This window comes from Phenylobacterium sp. J367 (assembly GCF_024699985.1).
Classification (GTDB): domain Bacteria; phylum Pseudomonadota; class Alphaproteobacteria; order Caulobacterales; family Caulobacteraceae; genus Phenylobacterium.
Genome location: NZ_JAJONA010000001.1, coordinates 1,854,919 through 1,872,648, shown reverse-complemented (window position 1 = coordinate 1,872,648; position 17,730 = coordinate 1,854,919). Strand labels below are relative to the sequence as shown.

Sequence of the window (17,730 nt, the reverse complement as noted above, 5' to 3'; positions counted from 1 at the left end):
CTCCAATATCTTCGATCCAGCTCCCGCCCAGGGCCAGTCAATGCAGCCCCCCAGCTTAACGCGCGATTAACCACATGCGCCGTGACGCGACGCCGCGTCCCTCGCAGAGCGCCCGATTTGTGCTAGAGGGCGCCCCTGATGACGACTCCCCTCGACAAGATCCGCAATTTCTCGATCGTGGCGCACATCGACCACGGCAAGTCGACGCTCTCCGACCGCCTGATCCAGGAGACCGGCGCGCTGACCGCGCGCGAGATGTCCGAGCAGGTGCTCGACAACATGGAGATCGAGCGGGAACGCGGGATCACCATCAAGGCCCAGACCGTCCGCCTGACCTACAAGGCCGACGACGGCGAGACCTATGTCCTGAACCTGATGGACACCCCCGGCCACGTGGACTTCGCCTACGAGGTCTCCCGGTCGCTCGCCGCCTGCGAAGGCTCGATCCTGGTGGTGGACGCTAGCCAGGGCGTCGAGGCCCAGACGCTCGCCAACGTCTATCAGGCGATCGACAACAACCACGAGATCGTGCCGGTCCTGAACAAGATCGACCTCCCGGCCGCCGAACCGGACCGGGTCCGCGCCCAGATCGAGGACGTCATCGGCCTGGACGCCTCCGACGCCATCCTGACCTCCGCCAAGACCGGCGCCGGCATCCACGAGCTTCTGGAAGCCATCGTCACCCGCCTGCCGCCGCCGAAGGGCGACCGCGAGGCCCCGCTGAAGGCCCTGCTGGTGGACGCCTGGTACGACCCGTACCTGGGCGTCGTGGTGCTCGTGCGCGTCATCGACGGGGTCCTGAAGTCGGGCCAGCGCGTGAAGATGATGCAGCAGGGCTCGACCCACCTGGTCGACCGGATCGGCGTCTTCAATCCCAAGCGCACCGAGGTCGAGAGCCTGGGCCCGGGCGAGATCGGCTTCATCACCGCCCAGATCAAGGAGGTCGCCCACGCCGCCGTCGGCGACACCATCACCGACGAGCGCCGCCCCGCCGACGCCCCCCTGCCGGGCTTCCGCGACGTGCAGCCCGTGGTGTTCTGCGGCCTCTTCCCGGTGGACGCCGCCGACTTCGAGGACCTGCGCGCCGCCATCGGCCGCCTGCGCCTGAACGACGCCTCCTTCAGCTACGAGATGGAGACCAGCGCGGCGCTCGGCTTCGGCTTCCGCTGCGGATTCCTCGGCCTGCTGCACCTGGAAATCATCCAGGAGCGCCTCTCCCGCGAGTTCGACCTCGACCTGATCGCGACGGCGCCCTCGGTCGTCTACAAGATCAAGCTGGCCCACGACGGCGGCGAGATCGAGCTGCACAACCCGGCCGACCTGCCCGATCCGGTGAAGATCGAGAGCATCTCCGAGCCCTGGATCAAGGCCACCATCCTGACGCCCGACGAGTACCTGGGCTCGGTGATCAAGCTCTGCCAGGACCGCCGCGGCTCGCAGCGCGAGCTCTCCTACGTCGGCTCGCGCGCGCTGGTGGTCTACGACCTGCCGCTCAACGAGGTGGTGTTCGACTTCTACGACCGCCTGAAGTCGATCTCGAAGGGCTATGCTTCCTTCGACTACCAGATCGAGGACTACCGGGTCGGCGATCTCGTGAAGATGTCGATCCTGGTCAACGGCGAGCCGGTCGACGCGCTCTCCATGCTGGTCCACCGCGACCGCGCCGAGGCCCGCGGCCGCGGCATGGTCGAGAAGATGAAGGACCTGATCAACCCGCACATGTTCCAGATCCCCATTCAGGCGGCGATCGGCGGGCGGATCATCGCGCGCGAGACGGTGCGGGCGCTGCGCAAGGACGTGACGGCCAAGTGCTACGGCGGCGACGCCAGCCGCAAGCGCAAGCTCCTCGACAAGCAGAAGGCCGGGAAGAAGCGCATGCGTCAGTTCGGCAAGGTGGAGATCCCGCAGGAGGCCTTCATCGCCGCCCTGAAGATGGACGCGGACTGACCCGAACGGTTATCCGCTTTCGGCAAGCCGAAGACCGGGATCCATTCGCCTGGGCGCATGCAGAAAAGGCGCGAGCGTCGCCGCCGCGCCTCTCAAATGATCTCGGAGATCATGGATCCCGGACAGCCGCTGCGCGGCCTCCGGGATGACACCTCCGGTGTCAGATCTGGTTGAACTCGCCGCAGCGGCACTTCACGACCAGGTCGGCCAGCATCGAGCGGTCCTGGGCGGTGAAGATCACGTCGTCGCAGGCGCCGCAGACGAACTTGGCTGTCGCGCCGTCGGCCACGCTGTCCTGCGCCTCGACCAGGGTCCGGCGGCCCACGAAGAGGCCGGGGAAGGTGCGCATCGAGACCTGCAGCATGGTGATCAAACTCCTGAACAGCGCCGCCTCATAGCCCAGGCTCTTCGCAGGTGCAAAAACTCTTCTGCGAAGAGATTGTTGCAACGCAGCGTTATATGACCATTGTTCAGTTAAGCGGCGCCGTGTGCCCGGCCTCTGCCCGTCTCGGGCTCCGCGGGGAGGGGCGGCGGAACTCGCCGATCCACGTTATAATTGCCGTCCCATGCGGTTCCTCTGCGACGAGATGCTCGTCAGGCTGGCCCGCCTGCTCCGGGCCGCCGGCTACGACACCTACCTGGCCGCCGGCGGCGAGAAGGACGCCGCCCTGCTGCATCTCGCCCGCGAGGAGGGCCGACAGCTGCTGACCCGCGACCGCAGGCTGGCCGAGGCGGCGCAGCCCGATTCGGTGCGGATCACCGGGTTCGGTCCGGAGCAGGAGGCGAGGCGGCTGTCCGAGGCCGTTCTCATCGACTGGGATTTCGCCCCCTTCACCCGCTGCGTGATGGACAACGCGCCGCTCAGGCCCGCCAGCCTCGACCAGATCGACCGCATGCCGCCGAGAGCCCAGGCGCTCGCCGGGCCGTTCCGCGCCTGCCCGGCCTGCGGCCGCCTCTACTGGCCGGGCAGTCATGCCCGGCGCATGGCGGACCGTTTCCGGGGCATCGCCCGCCCATACTCTTGACGATTTGATGACGGCGCCGGAAAGGATCGCCGACAAGTCTGTGGGGAACCAGATGCGGAAACTGATCGTGCTGGGCGCCGCCCTTTCGGCGCTCTGGGTGTCCGGCTGCAACACCATGTCGGGCCTCGGCCGCGACCTCGAAGCCGCCGGCGCCGCTGTCGCCAGCACGGCGGAAGACGCCAAGCGCTAGAGTAGGAACGGCGACGCAGGGCGCGCCGTTCGACCGGGACATCCATCAGGAGGTCCCATGAGCACGTCCAAGCACCCCGGTCCCGGCGAAGCCAAGCCGCCGCGCGACGACCTCGAGACCGATCCCGGCATCGGCGCGTCCCGCGGAACGACCATCGCGGGCGAGGATCCGCACATCCTGCGCCAGGACGGCGAGAACACCGAAGAGGGCGACGTCGGCAACGACACGGACGCCACCGGCGCCGTGGTCCCCAACAGTCAGCACCGCACGGATCCCTGAGCGGGGCCCCAGGCGCATCGGGGGCGACCTTTCGCCCCCGGGCGCCTTCCCCCGGGCGGCCCGGCAGGCCATATGGCGCGCATGGCCGAGATCCGTTATCCGCTCGGCCGCTCGGTGGGGCGCGGGCTGAAGCACCGCTGCCCGGCCTGCGGCCAGGGCAAGCTGTTCCGCAAGTACCTCAAGGTCGTCGACCGCTGCGGGGCCTGCGACGCCGATCTCGCCCGCTATCCCGCCGACGACGGCCCGGCCTATCTCACCATCCTCCTGGTCGGCCACGTGATCATCGGGCCGCTGTTCTTCTTCCCGATCGTCTGGGAAAGCCCGGCCTATCTGTCGGTGCCCATCCTGGTGACGGCGCTCGGGGCCGTCACCCTCCTCGCCCTGCCGCGGATCAAGGGCGGCTGGATCGGCCTGATGTATGCGCTGGGCGTCACCGACCGCGACGCGAAGCTCCACACCGCCGACCGGGCCGACTGACGGACGCCGACTAGGCGCTCTCCGTCTGATCCCGTAGCATCCGCCCAAGCGACAACCTGGGGGGATGGATTTGACCGCGACCGAGACGGGCGCCGAGGCGCTGGCGCCGGAGGGCGCGACGGCGCCGGGCCTCACCGCCGGCCAGCGGCTGAAGGCGATCCTCGGCGGCTCCGCTGGCAACCTCGTCGAGTGGTACGACTGGTTCGTCTACTCGTTCTTCGCGGTCTATTTCACCGGCCACTTCTTCCCCGGCGACGACGACCTCGCGTCCCTGCTGAAGACCATGGCCGTCTTCGCCGTCGGCTTCTTCGCGCGCCCCGTGGGGGCCTGGCTGATGGGCCTCTACGCCGATCGGGCCGGCCGCCGGACGGCGCTCACGGTCGCGGTCAGCATGATGTGCGCCGGCTCCCTGATCATCGCCATCCTGCCGAGCTACGAGACCATCGGCGTCGCCGCGCCGATCCTGCTGGTGCTGGCCCGCATCCTCCAGGGCCTGTCGGTGGGCGGGGAGTACGGGGCGAGCGCCACCTACCTCTCCGAAATGGCCGGCAAGCGACGCCGCGGCTTCTGGTCGAGCTTCCAGTTCGTCACCATGGTGATGGGCCAGCTCGTCGCGCTGGGCATCCTCAGCCTGCTGCAGACCACGCTCACCGACGCCCAGCTCGAGAGCTGGGGCTGGCGCATCCCGTTCTTCATCGGCGCGGCCATGGCCGTCGTGGTGTTCTGGATCCGCGCCCGGATGGACGAGAGCCAGTCCTTCGAGGCCAGCAAGGCCCGCGGCGAGGAGCGAGCGCGCACCATGATGCTGTTCCTCCGCTATCCGAAGGAGACGGTGCAGATCTTCCTGTTCACCGCCGGCGGGTCCTTGGCCTTCTACAGCTACACCACCTACATGCCGAAGTTCCTGGTCGGCACCGCCGGCATCGCCGAGACGGTGGCGACCGCGATCTCCGCCGCCTCCCTGGTCGTCTATCTCCTGGCGCTGCCGCTGTTCGGCTGGATCAGCGACCACACGGGGCGGAAGTTCACCCTCGCCATCGCCTTCGGCGGCTGCGCGCTGCTCTCCTATCCGGCGCTGGCGACCCTGGCCGGCGGGCCGCCCCCGGTCGTCGCCTTCCTGATCGTCTCGGCGCTGGTCTTCCTGCTCTCGGGGTATAACGCCGTCAGCGCCGTGGTGAAGGCCGAGCTCTTCCCGGCCAACGTCCGCGCGCTGGGCGTCGCCCTGCCCTACGGCATGGCCACGGCCTCCTTCGGCGGCACCGCCGAGATGGCCGCCCTCGCCTTCAAGCGGGCCGGGAACGAGAGCGGCTTCTACGTCTATGTGGCGGCCGGGATGCTGGTGTCGTTCCTCGTCGTCTTCACCCTGCGCGACAACCGCCGTCACAGCCTGATCCTGGAGGACTGAGGCTTGGGACCGATCGACCTCGACCGCTTCGGCGTCTCCAGCCTGACTCCGCTCGATCTGGCCGCCTTCGGCGTCTTCCTGGTCTGCTGGATCTTCTACCAGCCGCTGCTGGCCGTGCTCGCCAAGCAGCGCGGCGGGGGTGATCAACACCGACATGACCGTCCTGCGGGCGGCCTGGATGCGCAACATGGTCGGCCGCGACAACCGGTTCATGGACGGCCAGCTCCTCGGCCACACCCTGAACTCGGCCTCGTTCTTCGCCTCCTCCAACCTGATCCTGATCGCCGCCACCGCCGGCGCCCTGTTCGGCGGCGAGTCGACCTTCCGCAGCGTCTCGGCCCTCGAGGTGATCCGCACCTCCTCGCGCTTCCAGTTCGAATTCCAGCTCGCCGTGGTGCTGATCAGCCTGGCCCGCGGCCTGCTCGACTTCATCTGGGCGATCCGCCAGATGAACTATTCCATCGCCGCGATCGGCGCGGTGCCGGAGGTGCTGACGCCGGAGGAGGCCGAACGCTTCGGCGCCGCGGTCGCCCGCCTGCTGAACCCCGCCCTGTCGTCGTTCAACTCCGGCATCCGCGCCTACTATTTCGCGCTCGCCGCCGGCGCCTGGCTGTTCGGCCCCATCGCCCTGATCGCGGCGACCCTGGGCGCTGTCACCGTTCTCTTCTGGCGCCAGCGCCGATCCCCGGCCGCCCGGGCGATCGGCGACCTCCGCCGCCTGATCGAGACCACCCCCTGGCGCCCGAAGACCCCCGGCGAGGCCCCGCCCGACGCGCTCTAGATCAGGCCCAGCTCGGCGCGCGCCTTCTTCGTCAGCTTCGCCGCGATCAGGGAGTGCGCCGTGGCGAGCCAGCCCTCGAGGTCATCGGCGGCGTCGGCCAGGTCGACGTTCACCCACTGGCCCTTGGCGCAGTAGGGGCGCCTGGCGGCCCGGCCCGCCGTCTTCCGTCAGCACCACGAAGCCGATCTCGCTGACCTTGAACGAGAGGCTTTCGTCGCCGCAGATGGCGAACACCTTGCCGCCCACCTTGTAGACGTCCGACCCGCCCCACTGGACCACCTTGGTGGTCGCCGGCAGGGCCAGCGCGATCGCCTCGACCTCCGCCCGTCCCGGCATCAGCTCAGCCCCAGCTCCTTCTTCTGGGCCCGGGTCAGCTTGGCGGCGACCAGGGCGTGGGACGTCGCGAGCCAGTCCTTGACCTCGCCCGCGTCGAGCCCGGCGAGGTCGTCGAAGAACACCCACTTGGCCCGCGCCAGATAGGGGCGCCGGCCTCGCCCGGCCGCTCCCGGTCAGGGCCTCGAAGGCGATGTCGGTCGCCTTGAACGACAGGTTGGAGCAGGCCCCGTCGGTCGCCGCGAACATCTTCCCGGCCACCTTGTAGACGTGGTCGTCGCCCCACTGGACGTCCATGTGGGCGCCCGGCAGCGCCAGGGCCGCGGCGTGCAGTTCGTCCCGGGTCATTCCCCCTCCCGCTCAGGCTTGGACGCGGAATATAGGCCCAGGCGCCCCCCGCTTGCACGCCGCGCGGCTGACGGCTTCGCCAATCCATGCCAATGTCGAATAACGACGTTAGGGGGAAGGATATGCCCATGCGCGTTGTCACCACCATGCTCCTGGCCGGCCTGCTGGCCACGGCCGGCGGCGCGGCCCTGGCGGCCGGCTCGGGCGGGACCGGCGGAGGCGGCATGCCGTCTGTCTCCGGCCCGCAGTACGACCCGGCGGCGGAATACGCCAAGGCCGTCACCGCCCTGCAGGCCAAGGACTACAAGGCCGCCGCCCGCTCGGCCCAGCGGGTCACCGACGCCGCGCCCAGGGCCGTCGACGGCTGGCGGGTGCTGGGCGCGGCCAAGGCCGGCGCCGAGGACTGGAAGGGCTCGCGCAAGGCCTACGAGCGCGCCGTGAAGATCGCCCCGGACGACGTGATGAGCCATGCCGGCCTCGGCCTGGCGCTCGCCAACCTCAAGGAGCCCGCCGCCCAGGCCCAGCTCGACTGGCTGAAGGCGAAGGCCCAGGCCTGCGGCGACACCTGTCCCGACGCCGCCCTGCTGAAGGGCCTCGCGGGCCAGGTGGAACGCGCCATGGCCGGCGAGAAGCCGCAGGCCGCCCTCGCCCCCCGGCCTGCTGTTCGAGGGCGCCGCCGCCGGCGACGCGGCCTATGTCGCCGCCGTCGGCCTGATCAACGAGCGGCGCTACGACGAGGCGCTCGCCGCCCTCGCGGACGCCCGAGCCGTCTTCGGCCCGCACCCCGACCTGATCACCTACCAGGGCTACGCCTGGCGCAAGAAGGGCGACCTCCTCCGCGCCGAGCAGGCCTACCGCCTGGCGCTGGCCATCGCCCCCGACCACCGCGGGGCCACCGAGTACTATGGCGAGCTGAAGGTCGAGCGGGGCGACCTCCCCGGCGCCCGCGCCATGCTGGCCAGGCTCGACCGGCAGTGCGCCTTCGGCTGCGCCGAGGCGGAGGAGCTGCGCCGTTGGATCGACGTCGGCGGCGAGCCGCGGTCCTAGCCGCCGCGCTGGCGGGCGGCGCGTCGCTCTCGCTCGCCGCCGATGCGCCGCCGCTCCGGGCCATGCGCTGGCTCAGTCCCGGCGCGGACCCGGTCCGCACGCTGGCGACCCAGCCGGTGGAGTGTCTGCGGCCGCCCGCCGGCCTCGAGGACGCCCTGTCGGTGGAGATCGGCCGCGCCGCCTTCCGCTCGCCCCTGGTGCTCGGCGGCCAGGCGGCCCGCGCCGGCCTCTCCTGCGAGAGCTGCCACCGCAACGGCCGCGGCAACCCCGACTTCCTGTTCCCGGGCGCCTCCGGTCCGCCCGGCACGGCCGACGTGACGCTCTCCCTGTTCTCCAGCCGCCGCGGCAACGGCGTCCATGATCCGGAGCCGATCCCCCGACCTCGGCGGCCCGCGCGCGGCGCTGAAGGTGGCCGGACCCGGCCTGCCGGGATTCATCCGCGGCCTGGTGGTGGAGGAGTTCGACGGCCGCGAGCCGCCACCCGCCGTCCTGGCCGGCCTCGTGGCCTACGTCCGCCACCTCGACCCCGCCGCCTGTCCGGCCGGAGCGGCCACGCCCGTCACCCTGGCCGGCCTCCTCACCGACGCCCGCCGGGCGCTGAAGGCGGGCCTCGCCGCCTTCCACGCGAACGACCCCGCCACCGCCGCCGCCATGGTCGCCGCCGCCCGCGCGCGCCTCGGCCTCGTCCACGAACGGTTCGCCGGCATGGAGACTGAGCAGGACCGCCTGCGCGCCGCCGACCTCGCCCTGGCCGAGGCCCAGGAGGCCGCCCGCACCGCCGCGCCGGACGCCGGCGGGCGCCTCACCGCCTGGCTCGCCGCCTCGGAAAGGCTGGAGCGGGCGCTCGCGCCGAAACAGGCCCGCTCGCTCTTCGATCCGGACCGTCTTGCCGCAGCCGCGAACCGCCGCTTGCCCCCCGGGGCTTCCTGACTATATTGCGCGCCTCCGCGGGGGGACCCACTCCCTCCGCGGCGTGTGGTGAGGTGGCCGAGTGGTTGAAGGCGCACGCCTGGAACGCGTGTATAGGGGAAACTCTATCGAGGGTTCAGATCCCTCTCTCACCGCCATCCTTCCCGAAATCCCGGCTCCGGGCTCCCCTGAACGCCGTTCGCAGCATCTGCGCGGAACCGCGCAAAGGCGGCGCGCCTTCTCCCAGCGCGTGTCTGCGCCGGGCGGAACGCTACAGCGCAGCTGGAGTTAAGGGTGCGTCAGCCGAGCTGAGGGGACAGCACACCGGTCGATGGACGATGTCGCCGCGACGACCTTGAGCAGCGCCGGAGGCCAGGCTTCCGCGATCGCCGACGCGTTCAGGGCCGCGCCGGCGCCTTGCTGCTGATCGCCGCCGACCCGCCGCGCTTCACAATGGTCGCCGTCAACCGGGCGCATGCGGAGGCCTTCCGCACCACGGTCGAAGGGCTCGAAGGGCACGGGACCTTCGAGGTCTTCCCGGCCGAGCCCGACCCGATCACCGCCGCCTTCATCAACCAGATCCGCAGCTCCTTCGACCGTCTGCTCGAAACGGGCGTCGCGGACCAGATGCCGGTCATGCCCTATGCGGTGGTCTCGGAAGGCGGAACCGCGCTCGAGGAGCGGCACTGGACGGCGGTGAACGCGCCGGTGTTCGACGCGGACGGCCGCGTCAGCCACATCATCAGCAATGTCCGCGACGTCACCGCGGAGGTGAACGAGCGCCGGGCGGTCGAGGCGCGCAACCTGCTCATGCTGGAGGTCGACCACCGCGCCCGCAACGCGCTCACCGTCGTGCAATCGATGATCCGGCTCACCCGCGCGCCGTCCGTCGAGGAGTTCCGCGACGCCCTGGCCGGCCGGGTGGACGCGCTCGCCCGGGCCCAGACCTCCCTGGCCGAACGCCGCTGGGAAGGCGGCGACCTCAGGACGATCCTCTGCGAGGAACTGGCGGCGCACGCCGGCGCGGACCGGCTCGACGTCGGCGGCCCCCGGATGCTGCTCAGCGCCGACCAGGTGCAGTCCGCCAGCATGATCGTCCACGAGCTCGCCACCAACGCCTGCAAATACGGGGCGCTGAGCGCGCCGGGCGGGCGGATCTCGGCGACCTGGCGGCGCCTCGGCGACGGGGCCGTCGCCTTCACCTGGCAGGAATCCGGCGGCCCGCCCGCCGTCGCTCCGCAGCAGGAAGGCTTCGGCTCGCGGCTGATCCGGAAGCTCGCCGAGGACCTCGGCGGCGGGCTTCGGCTGACCTGGGCCCCGACGGGCCTGCGCGCCGAGTTCCTCATCCGCGGATAGGTCGGCGGCGCCTCGCGGGGGCGCTGAGTCCCCTTTCCCGCGGCGCCCGTTTCGACCAAGCTCCGTCCCGGAGGAAGCGTCGAATGGCCGAGCCCTATGACGTCATCGTCGTCGGCTCCGGGGCCGGCGGGGGGATGAGCGCTTATCACCTGACGAAGTCGGGACTGAAGGTGCTGATGCTGGAAGCCGGGCGGGACTACGACCCGGTCGCCGAGACCCCGATGTACAACATCCCGGCCGAGGCGCCCCTGCGCGGCGCATCGACCCCCGACAAGCCGTTCGGTTTCTACGACGCCACCGTCGACGGCGGCTGGGAGGTGCCCAACGAGCCCTACACCGTGGCCGAGGGCTCCGAGCCCTTCATCTGGTGGCGGCCGCGGATGCTCGGCGGGCGGACCAACCACTGGGGCCGCATCTCGCTGCGCTTCGGGCCGCTGGACTTCAAGCCGAAGAGCCGCGACGGACTCGGTCACGACTGGCCGATCACCTACGACGACCTCGCCCCCTGGTACGACCGCACCGAGAGGCTGATCGGGGTCACCGGCGCCGCGCCGCCGCGCGGCCTGACCAACACCCCCGGACTCGCCGCCCGGCTGCCTGCTGGAGAACCCGCCGCTCCGGGCCTTCGAGACCTTCTATGCCCGCGGCTTCGAGGCCATGGGCATCCCGGTCGTGCCGATGCACGGCGCGGTGCTGACCGGCGCCGTCGAGGAGATGGAGGGCCGCAACACCTGTGTCTTCGCCACCCCCCTGCGGCCGCGGCTGCTCGATCGGGGCGAACTTCCAGTCGACCACCGTGCTGATCCCGCCGGCGCTGGCGACGAAGAACCTGACCGTGGTGACCAACGCCCTCGTCTACCAGGTCGACCTCGACGCCGCCGGCAAGGCCAAGGGCGTCACCTACGTCGACCGGCGGACCGGCGAGCACCGCTCGGCCGTCGCCCGCGCCGTGGTGCTGGCGGCGGGCTCGGGCGAGACGGCCCGCATCCTGCTCAACTCAAAGAGCGCGAAGTTCCCCGACGGCCTCTGCAACACCCACGGCATGGTCGGCCGCTACCTGATGGACAGCGTCGGCCTCAACGTCACCGGCCAGTTCCCGGCGCTCGAGGGCCTGCCGCCGACCAACGACGACGGCATGAGCGTTTCCCACGCCTATGTGCCCTGGTGGGGCTACGACAAGCATGCGGAACTCGGCTTCCCGCGCGGCTACCACGTCGAGATCGGCGGCGGGCGGCAGATGCCGTCCATGAGCCTGGGCCGCGTCCTGCCCGAGGACGAGGTCAGCGTCGGCGAGGATCTGCGCGCCACGCTCCGCCGCCGCTACGGCAGCGTCATCAGCTTCAACGGCCGGGGCGAGATGATCCCCAACGACGACTGCTACTGCGAGCTCGACCCGACGGTGAAGGACAGGTGGGGCATCCCGGTCCTGCGCTTCCACTGGAAATGGGGCGAGGCCGAGACGAAGCAGGCCGCGCACATGGTCACCACCTTCCTGGAGGTGATCGACCGCCTCGGCGGCAAGCCGCTGGGCGCCATCGAGCGCGATGGGCGCAAGGCGATCTCCAAGGGCGGGGAGATGATCCACGAGGTCGGCACCGTCCGCATGGGCGCGTCGGAGGCGGACTCGGTGGTCAATCAGTACGGCCAGGCCTGGGCCGTGCCGAACCTCTTCGTCACCGACGGCGCGGTGCTGGTCTCCAGCCCCGACAAGAACCCGACGCTGTCGATCCTGGCGCTGGCCTGGCGGTCGAGCGACAACCTGGTGAACCTGGCCAAGCGGGGGAACTGTGAGCGACGCGCCCGCCCCCCCGAACAACCCTACGTCCGCAAGATCGACCGCCGCACGGCGCTGATCTGGGTCGGCGCGGTGGGCGCGGCCGCCGCCGCCGGCGCCGCCGGGGTGGTGATCTACCGCGAGGCCATCGCGCCCGAGCCCGAGCCGCCCGGCTACGGCACAGACCCGAAGCTCAACCCGCCGCTGAAGGCCGCCTGGCGGCGCCTGCTCACCGACGACGAACTGCAGGCCGCCGCCGTGCTCAGCGACTACATCCTGCCGGCCAGCGGCGCGGCCCCGGCGGCCAGCACGCTGGGCGTGCCGGACTTCATCGACGAGTGGGTGAGCGCCCCCTACCCCGACCAGATCGAGGACCGGCCGGTGATCCGCGACGGGCTGAAGGCGCTGATCCCGGACCTGGTGCGCGGCGACGCCGCGAAGCGGGCCGCGGCGCTGGCCGCCCTGCCCACGGCGAGGGACGCGGCGACCCAGGCCTTCTTCCGCCGGTTCCGGGCGCTCACCATCGGCGCCTATTACACGACCGAGGCCGGCTTCAAGGACATCGGCTACATCGGCAACGAGGCGCGGGCCTCCGACCCCGGCCCGTCGGCCGAGGTGAAGGCCGTGGTGGAAGAGCGCCTGCGCGCGCTGGGACTCTGAAAGGAAACGCGATGAAGGCGATTATCCTGGCCATGGCGCTCGCGGCCTCGGCGACTACGGCGGCCGCGGCGGACAACACGCTCACAGCCGCCGAGAAGCAGGCCGGCTGGACCCTGCTGTTCGACGGCAGGGACCTCTCGGCCTGGCGCGGCTTCAAGGCGCCCGCCCCCGACGCCGGCTGGACCATCGTCGACGGCGCCATCGGGCCCGACCCGAAGTCCTCGAAGGACATCATGACCAAGGAGCAGTTCGGAAGCTTCGAGATGAGCTGGGACTGGAAGGTCACGCCCAAGGGCAACTCCGGCGTCATGTTCCACGTGATCGAGGAGGGCCAGCAGACCTACCAGAGCGGCCCAGAGTACCAGATCGCCGACAACGCCAGGGGCGAGCCGGTCAACGAGCGGGCCGGCGCGCTCTACGCCCTCTACGAGCCGGCGCGGGACGTGACCAAGCCGGTCGGCGAGTTCAACCACAGCCGCCTAGTGCTGAAGGACGGCAAGGGCGAGCACTGGCTGAATGGCGTGAAGGTGGCCGCCTACGACATGAACTCCGCGGACTTCAAGGCCCGCGTCGCGGCGTCCAAGTTCAGGGCCTGGCCCATGTTCGCGAGCTCCCCCCACCGGCCACATCGCCATCCAGAACCACGGCGACCACGTCTGGTTCAAGAACCTCAAGATCCGCCGCCTGGACTGATCGGTCGCAGGCCCGCGCCGCATTTCGGGCGCCGTTCGGTGGGAGGAGCGCCCGCCTTTCAAAGCGGAGTCTACGCGTGTCGCCCGTCGCCAGCTTCCTGTTGCTCGCCACGCCGATGGCGGGCCTCGTGACCTTGCTGAAGCTGACGCACAAGCCGCCGCCGCCGAAGCCGCCGGCCGAGAAGCTGATGTCGATGGAGCTGCCGTCCCCGGCCCCGGAAGAGGCCGCGCCGCCGTCGGAGGCCTGGATGGCGGCGATCGGCGGGATGATCGAGGAAGACGACCACAGCGCCGCCCTCGCCGAGCATTACCGCCGCAAGCCGAACTGAAACGAAGAAGGCGGCGGGTCGCCCCGCCGCCTCCCGTCGTCGCGGAGGTCGCCTGAGCCCTAGAAGCTCTTGCGCACCGTTACGCCCATGGTCCGCGGCTGACCCACCGCGAAGCCCAGGCGCGCCCGCCCGCCGCGTTCGCGGTCGAAGGACATCAGCGCGTTCTCGTCGAACAGGTTGTTGACGTAGGCGATCACGTCGAGCCCGCTGGTCATCTCGATCCCCGCCGAGATGTTGACCAGGTCGTAGGCCGGCAGCTTCAGGTCGACGATCGTCGCATTGGTCCCGCTGGCGCCGCCGAACGGCAGGCCGGAGACGAAGGACCGCGGGTTGTTCTCCTGGTCGCTCGCCTGGGTGTAGCGGCTGCCCACGTGCTGGTACGAGGCGTTGACGAAGCCGTCCATGGTCGAGGAGACGGCCCAGGTGTAGGTGCCGGTCACCGCCATCTGGAACTTCGGCACCGAGGGCAGGCGGTTGCCTTCCCGGATGCCGCCGATCACCGCGCCGGTCCCGTCGCGCACCGTCGAGTCGAACTCGGCCTCCAGCATGGAGCCCGACACCGACAGCTCGAAGCCTTCGCCGATCCGGGCGGACAGCTCGGCCTCAACGCCCATGGTGTGGGCCTCGGGCACGTTGAACACCACCCGCGAGGAGCAGGAGCCGGCGTCCAGCGTGGTCTGCAGGTTCTTGATGTCCGTGTAGAAGGCCGCCGCGTTCAGGGCGACGCCCGCGAAGCGCGACTTCACGCCGGCCTCGTAGTTCCAGAGCGTCTCGTCGTCATAGGACTGGAAGCCGCCGAAGATCGCCGCGTCCTGCGGCGTGCAGAGCGGCAGGTTCAGCGGATCGTTCACGCCGCCCAGCCGGAAGCCCTTCGCCGCCTGGGCGTTGAAGGTCATGCTGTCGCTGAACTCGTAGGAGGCCAGGAACCGGGGCGTGAAGCCGTCCGAGCTTGTCTTGTCGGTCTGCCGGTCGCCGTTGGCGAACAGACCGCCGGAGATGAACTGCCGCTCCTCCTCGAAGTCGTAGTAGCGGCCGCCGGCGGTCAGCGACAGCCGGCCGAACTCGTAGGTCGCCTCCCCGAACACCGCCTTCTGGGTGATGTCGTAGGGCAGGTCGGCGTTGTAGGGCGAGTTGGCCGGGAAGCCGTTGGCCACCGCCGCCGAGGTGCCGGCGCCCAGCACCGCGTCGGTGAAGGCGTCGTAGCCCGGGGTCGGCAGGCGCTGGGCGTAGGTGCGCTCCACGTCGGAGTAGAACGCGCCGATCACCCACTGCAGCGGCCCGTCGGAGTTCGAGGTCAGGCGCACTTCCTGGGTGAACTGCTTGAGGTCCGTCGTGTCGCGCAGGTTCGACGGCAGGCGCACGGCCGTGGACGGATAGCCCAGGTCCACCGACACCGAGCCGGTCAGGGCGCTGGCGTCGCGGCTGACCAGGATGTCGCGGTCGATGTAGCTGGTGATCGAGGCGAACTGGACCGCGCCCATGTCGTAGCGGATGTCGAGGTCCGCCAGCAGGGTCTCGTCCTCGAACGCCTCGTCCAGCAGCAGGTACTGCTCGCGCTCGTCGAGCGTGATCGGCGGACGCGTGGTGGTGAACGGGTTGGCGAAGAGGTTGAACACCTCCTGCCGGTTGAAGCCGTCGGTCTCGATCTTCTGATAGACCACGCGCGGCGTGATGCTGAGGTTCTCGGTGGGCTTCAGCAGGAGCGCGATGCGACCGCCGGTGCGGGCGCCCGTCGTTCACGTCCTCCTTCTTGGGCTTGCCCTCGCGCAGCGCGTCGATGAAGCCGCCGTAGCGGGTGTGGTAGGCCACCACGCGCAGCGCCGCCTGGTCCGACATCGGGATGTTGATCGCGCCCTTCAGGTGGCCGCCGTAGTCGTCCCCGTCCACCAGGTTCGCATTGGCCTCGATCGTGCCCTCGTAACGGTCGGTGTTGGGCTGGTTGGTGATGTAGCGGATCGTGCCGCCCACCGAGCCCGAACCGAACAGCGTGCCCTGCGGCCCGCGCAGCGTCTCGACCCGGTTGAGGTCGAAGAGGTCGAGGTCCGGCGTGAACAGCGACAGCGAGATCACCGACTCGTCGAGATAGACGCCGACCTGCTCCTTCACGCCCGGCTGGTCGCGGACCACCTGGCCGGCGGAGACGCCGCGCACCGACACCTGGCTCTGGCCCGGGCCGAGGTTCTGGATGGTCAGGCCCGCCACGTTGCGGGACAGGTCCTCGAGCGTCGAGGCCCCGGATCGCTGGATGTCCTCCTGGGTCTGAGCGTTGATCGAGAACGGTACGTCGAGGATCGATTCCGCGCGCTTGGTGGCGGTGACGATCACCTCCTCGACGGTGGACTGGGCGCTGGCCAGGCCCGGCGCAGCCAGCAGGGCTGCGAACGACGTGGCGGCCAACAGGCGCGCCCGCGCGCGCTTGCCTACGGTTTTCATTGTCTTTTCTCCCCCCTCATGTTTTCAGCGTCGCGCCCTACGGGGACCGGATGCGACTCGCGGTGCAGCTTAGGCGCGCGGATTCCGGCCACGCAACATAGCGGCGTTCTCCAACCGGATTAGGCGGCCGGGTGCGACCCTGGGCCACGGTCGGGCCGCCGACAGAAAAGCGGCCGGACTCTCGTCCGGCCGCCGCAGAAGTTGGCTCTGGATCGGGCGATCAGCCGGTCATCGCCTCCAGCTCCTTGCCGCGGGTCTCGTGGACCATGGCGCGGACGAAGAAGAACGAGACCGCCGCGCTCGCCGCGTAGAAGCCGTAGGTGACCACCAGGCCCAGCGAGGCGGCGAGCGCCGGGAAGCTCACCGAGATCGCGAAGTTGGCGATCCACTGGGCGAGGCCGGCCACGGCCAGGCCGGAGCCGCGGATCTGGTTGGGGAACATCTCCCCCAGCATGACCCACATCACCGGACCCCAGGAGAGGTTGAAGAACACCACATAGGTGTTGGCGGCGATCAGCGCGATCATCCCCCACGGGTCGGCCAAGTGGACGGCGCCGTCCACCATGCTGGCCGTGGAGAAGGCCACCGCCATGGTCGCCAGCGACACCGCCATGCCGGTGGAGCCGATCAGCAGCAGCGGCTTGCGGCCGATGCGGTCGATCAGGCCGATGGCCAGGAGACAGGCGACGATCGAGAGCGAGCCCGACAGGATGTTGATCTTCAGGGCGTCGTCCTCGGAGAAGCCCACCGACTGCCAGAGCACGGCGCCGTAGTAGAAGACGACGTTGATGCCGACGAGTTGCTGGAACACCGCGAGGCCGATGCCGGTCCAGACGATCGGACGCAGCTTGCCGGTGGTCTTGTCGATCAGGTCCGACAGCGTCGGCCGGTGGTGGTCGGCGGCGAGCGAGTCGCGGATCTCCTCCACCTTCCGGCGGCCCTCGGCCGGGCCGAACAGCTTGGAGAGCACGGCTTCCGCCTCGGATCCGCGGCCCTTCACCACCAGGTAGCGCGGGCTCTCCGGGATCAGCAGCAGGGTCAGGAGGAAGACGCCGGCCGGGATCACCTGCATCCAGAACATCCAGCGCCAGGCCGGATAGCCGAACCAGAACTCCGCCGTCGATCCGCCGGCCGTCCGGGCCAGCAGGTAGTTGGCCAGGAACGCCCCGGTCAGGCCGGTGATGATCATGATCTGCTGCACCGAGGACAGCCGTCCGCGGATGTTCGCGGGCGTCACCTCGGAGATGTAGACCGGCGACAGCACGCTGGCCGCGCCGACCCCCAGGCCGCCGATGAAGCGGGCGACGATGAACACCGCCGACGAGTCCGCCGCCCCGGTGCCCAGCGCCGAGAGGATGAACAGCACCGCGGCGATCATCATCACCGTGCGCCGGCCGACCTGGTCGGCCAGCCGGCCGGCGACGAAGGCGCCCACCGCGCAGCCGATCAGGATCGCGCCGACGTTGAAGCCGGTGCCGAGCTTCGACAGATCGAAGGCCCGCTCGAGCCCGTCCTGGGTGCCGTTGATGACCCCGCTGTCGTAGCCGAACATGAAGCCGCCGATCGTCGCCACGGCGACGATGGCGGCGATGAAGGCCATGTTGACGCGAGCGGCGTCGCCGCCCACGCCTCCTCCGGCCGTGCTGGATGTGGTGGTCACTGGACGCCTCCCTTGGCGGAGCCCCCCGGGCCCGCGGTTTCCTAATCTTCGCCGGCGGTTGGTCGCCGTTCGAACGCCGTTACTC

General features: G+C 70.3%; 18 protein-coding genes, 1 tRNA gene and 2 pseudogenes. 16 read left to right on the top strand and 5 right to left on the bottom strand.

Annotated features, from left to right (window positions below):
- Positions 1 to 135: 135 nt before the first annotated feature.
- On the top strand, positions 136 to 1,947 hold the full coding sequence (gene lepA, locus LRS04_RS10120; protein ID WP_257819065.1) for a translation elongation factor 4: 1,812 nt from the start codon (positions 136 to 138) through the stop codon (positions 1,945 to 1,947).
- Between the two features lie 160 nt (positions 1,948 to 2,107).
- Here lepA and LRS04_RS10115 read toward each other — a convergent pair whose 3' ends face one another.
- Positions 2,108 to 2,311, bottom strand: coding sequence for a hypothetical protein (locus LRS04_RS10115; RefSeq protein WP_257816256.1), 204 nt, complete (start codon positions 2,309 to 2,311; stop codon positions 2,108 to 2,110).
- Between the two features lie 202 nt (positions 2,312 to 2,513).
- Here LRS04_RS10115 and LRS04_RS10110 point away from each other — a divergent pair, with 202 nt between their 5' ends.
- The 6 genes from LRS04_RS10110 to LRS04_RS10085 all read left to right on the top strand — a co-directional run bounded on the left by LRS04_RS10110 (position 2,514) and on the right by LRS04_RS10085 (position 6,104).
- Positions 2,514 to 2,972 carry a Mut7-C RNAse domain-containing protein gene (locus tag LRS04_RS10110; protein ID WP_257816255.1) on the top strand — a complete coding sequence of 153 codons (459 nt, stop codon included), beginning with the start codon at positions 2,514 to 2,516 and terminating at the stop codon, positions 2,970 to 2,972.
- 52 nt (positions 2,973 to 3,024) lie between these two features.
- Positions 3,025 to 3,162: an entericidin A/B family lipoprotein gene (locus LRS04_RS10105; RefSeq protein WP_257816254.1), complete on the top strand. Its 138-nt coding sequence runs from the start codon at positions 3,025 to 3,027 to the stop codon at positions 3,160 to 3,162.
- A gap of 57 nt (positions 3,163 to 3,219) precedes the next feature.
- Positions 3,220 to 3,441: a hypothetical protein gene (locus LRS04_RS10100; RefSeq protein ID WP_257816253.1), complete on the top strand. Its 222-nt coding sequence runs from the start codon at positions 3,220 to 3,222 to the stop codon at positions 3,439 to 3,441.
- 81 nt (positions 3,442 to 3,522) lie between these two features.
- Positions 3,523 to 3,918: a DUF983 domain-containing protein gene (locus tag LRS04_RS10095; protein WP_257816252.1), complete on the top strand. Its 396-nt coding sequence runs from the start codon at positions 3,523 to 3,525 to the stop codon at positions 3,916 to 3,918.
- A gap of 64 nt (positions 3,919 to 3,982) precedes the next feature.
- Positions 3,983 to 5,323: an MFS transporter gene (locus LRS04_RS10090; RefSeq protein ID WP_257816251.1), complete on the top strand. Its 1,341-nt coding sequence runs from the start codon at positions 3,983 to 3,985 to the stop codon at positions 5,321 to 5,323.
- A 139-nt stretch (positions 5,324 to 5,462) separates the two neighbouring features.
- Positions 5,463 to 6,104: a DUF599 domain-containing protein gene (locus LRS04_RS10085; RefSeq protein WP_257816250.1), complete on the top strand. Its 642-nt coding sequence runs from the start codon at positions 5,463 to 5,465 to the stop codon at positions 6,102 to 6,104.
- Positions 6,105 to 6,185: 81 nt separating this feature from the next.
- On the opposite strand, the gene LRS04_RS26770 is transcribed toward LRS04_RS10085, so the two are convergent.
- A complete protein-coding gene (locus LRS04_RS26770) occupies positions 6,186 to 6,785 on the bottom strand; it encodes an MmcQ/YjbR family DNA-binding protein (RefSeq protein WP_308238112.1) in 600 nt (199 codons plus the stop codon).
- A 128-nt stretch (positions 6,786 to 6,913) separates the two neighbouring features.
- On the opposite strand from LRS04_RS26770, the gene LRS04_RS10070 reads away from it, so the two are divergent.
- From LRS04_RS10070 to LRS04_RS10035, 9 genes and pseudogenes are all read left to right on the top strand, one after another.
- On the top strand, positions 6,914 to 8,548 hold the full coding sequence (locus tag LRS04_RS10070) for a M48 family metallopeptidase (RefSeq protein WP_257816249.1): 1,635 nt from the start codon (positions 6,914 to 6,916) through the stop codon (positions 8,546 to 8,548).
- A complete protein-coding gene (locus LRS04_RS10065; protein WP_257816248.1) occupies positions 8,538 to 8,762 on the top strand; it encodes a hypothetical protein in 225 nt (74 codons plus the stop codon). Before LRS04_RS10070 ends, LRS04_RS10065 begins: the two co-directional genes overlap by 11 nt.
- A gap of 47 nt (positions 8,763 to 8,809) precedes the next feature.
- Positions 8,810 to 8,899 (top strand) — tRNA-Ser (locus tag LRS04_RS10060).
- Between the two features lie 259 nt (positions 8,900 to 9,158).
- The gene (locus LRS04_RS10055) at positions 9,159 to 10,097 is read left to right on the top strand and encodes a PAS domain-containing sensor histidine kinase (RefSeq protein WP_257816247.1); all 939 of its coding nucleotides are present in this window, start codon (positions 9,159 to 9,161) and stop codon (positions 10,095 to 10,097) included.
- Between the two features lie 83 nt (positions 10,098 to 10,180).
- Positions 10,181 to 10,900, top strand: coding sequence for an FAD-binding protein (locus tag LRS04_RS10050; RefSeq protein ID WP_257816246.1), 720 nt, complete (start codon positions 10,181 to 10,183; stop codon positions 10,898 to 10,900).
- A complete protein-coding gene (locus LRS04_RS10045) occupies positions 10,831 to 12,531 on the top strand; it encodes a GMC oxidoreductase (RefSeq protein ID WP_257816245.1) in 1,701 nt (566 codons plus the stop codon). The genes LRS04_RS10050 and LRS04_RS10045 overlap by 70 nt, the downstream gene beginning before the upstream one ends.
- An 11-nt stretch (positions 12,532 to 12,542) precedes the next feature.
- A pseudogene (locus tag LRS04_RS10040) lies at positions 12,543 to 13,094 on the top strand (DUF1080 domain-containing protein); the annotation flags it as partial.
- A 64-nt stretch (positions 13,095 to 13,158) separates the two neighbouring features.
- Complete coding sequence (locus LRS04_RS27825; RefSeq protein ID WP_374577162.1) at positions 13,159 to 13,224, top strand: hypothetical protein; 66 nt, start codon at positions 13,159 to 13,161, stop codon at positions 13,222 to 13,224.
- Positions 13,225 to 13,300: 76 nt separating this feature from the next.
- Positions 13,301 to 13,552: a hypothetical protein gene (locus LRS04_RS10035; RefSeq protein WP_257816243.1), complete on the top strand. Its 252-nt coding sequence runs from the start codon at positions 13,301 to 13,303 to the stop codon at positions 13,550 to 13,552.
- 59 nt (positions 13,553 to 13,611) lie between these two features.
- On the opposite strand, the gene LRS04_RS10030 is transcribed toward LRS04_RS10035, so the two are convergent.
- The 3 genes and pseudogenes from LRS04_RS10030 to LRS04_RS10025 all read right to left on the bottom strand — a co-directional run bounded on the left by LRS04_RS10030 (position 13,612) and on the right by LRS04_RS10025 (position 17,645).
- Positions 13,612 to 15,213 (bottom strand): TonB-dependent receptor, encoded by a 1,602-nt coding sequence (locus tag LRS04_RS10030; protein ID WP_374575878.1) that lies wholly within the window; start codon positions 15,211 to 15,213, stop codon positions 13,612 to 13,614.
- 355 nt (positions 15,214 to 15,568) lie between these two features.
- Positions 15,569 to 15,985, bottom strand: a pseudogene (locus tag LRS04_RS27820) (TonB-dependent receptor plug domain-containing protein); the annotation flags it as partial.
- A gap of 220 nt (positions 15,986 to 16,205) precedes the next feature.
- Positions 16,206 to 17,645 (bottom strand): sugar porter family MFS transporter, encoded by a 1,440-nt coding sequence (locus LRS04_RS10025; RefSeq protein WP_257816242.1) that lies wholly within the window; start codon positions 17,643 to 17,645, stop codon positions 16,206 to 16,208.
- Positions 17,646 to 17,730 lie beyond the last annotated feature (85 nt).

Coding starts and splice junctions, on each gene's coding strand:
- LRS04_RS10090 (WP_257816251.1), top strand. CDS start 3,983: ATGGATTTGACCGCGACCGAGACGGGCGCCGAGGCGCTGGCGCCGGAG.
- LRS04_RS10070 (WP_257816249.1), top strand. CDS start 6,914: ATGCGCGTTGTCACCACCATGCTCCTGGCCGGCCTGCTGGCCACGGCC.
- LRS04_RS10095 (WP_257816252.1), top strand. CDS start 3,523: ATGGCCGAGATCCGTTATCCGCTCGGCCGCTCGGTGGGGCGCGGGCTG.
- LRS04_RS10050 (WP_257816246.1), top strand. CDS start 10,181: ATGGCCGAGCCCTATGACGTCATCGTCGTCGGCTCCGGGGCCGGCGGG.
- LRS04_RS10065 (WP_257816248.1), top strand. CDS start 8,538: ATGGAGACTGAGCAGGACCGCCTGCGCGCCGCCGACCTCGCCCTGGCC.
- LRS04_RS26770 (WP_308238112.1), bottom strand. CDS start 6,785: ATGACCCGGGACGAACTGCACGCCGCGGCCCTGGCGCTGCCGGGCGCC.
- LRS04_RS10110 (WP_257816255.1), top strand. CDS start 2,514: ATGCGGTTCCTCTGCGACGAGATGCTCGTCAGGCTGGCCCGCCTGCTC.
- LRS04_RS10105 (WP_257816254.1), top strand. CDS start 3,025: ATGCGGAAACTGATCGTGCTGGGCGCCGCCCTTTCGGCGCTCTGGGTG.
- LRS04_RS10100 (WP_257816253.1), top strand. CDS start 3,220: ATGAGCACGTCCAAGCACCCCGGTCCCGGCGAAGCCAAGCCGCCGCGC.
- LRS04_RS10115 (WP_257816256.1), bottom strand. CDS start 2,311: ATGCTGCAGGTCTCGATGCGCACCTTCCCCGGCCTCTTCGTGGGCCGC.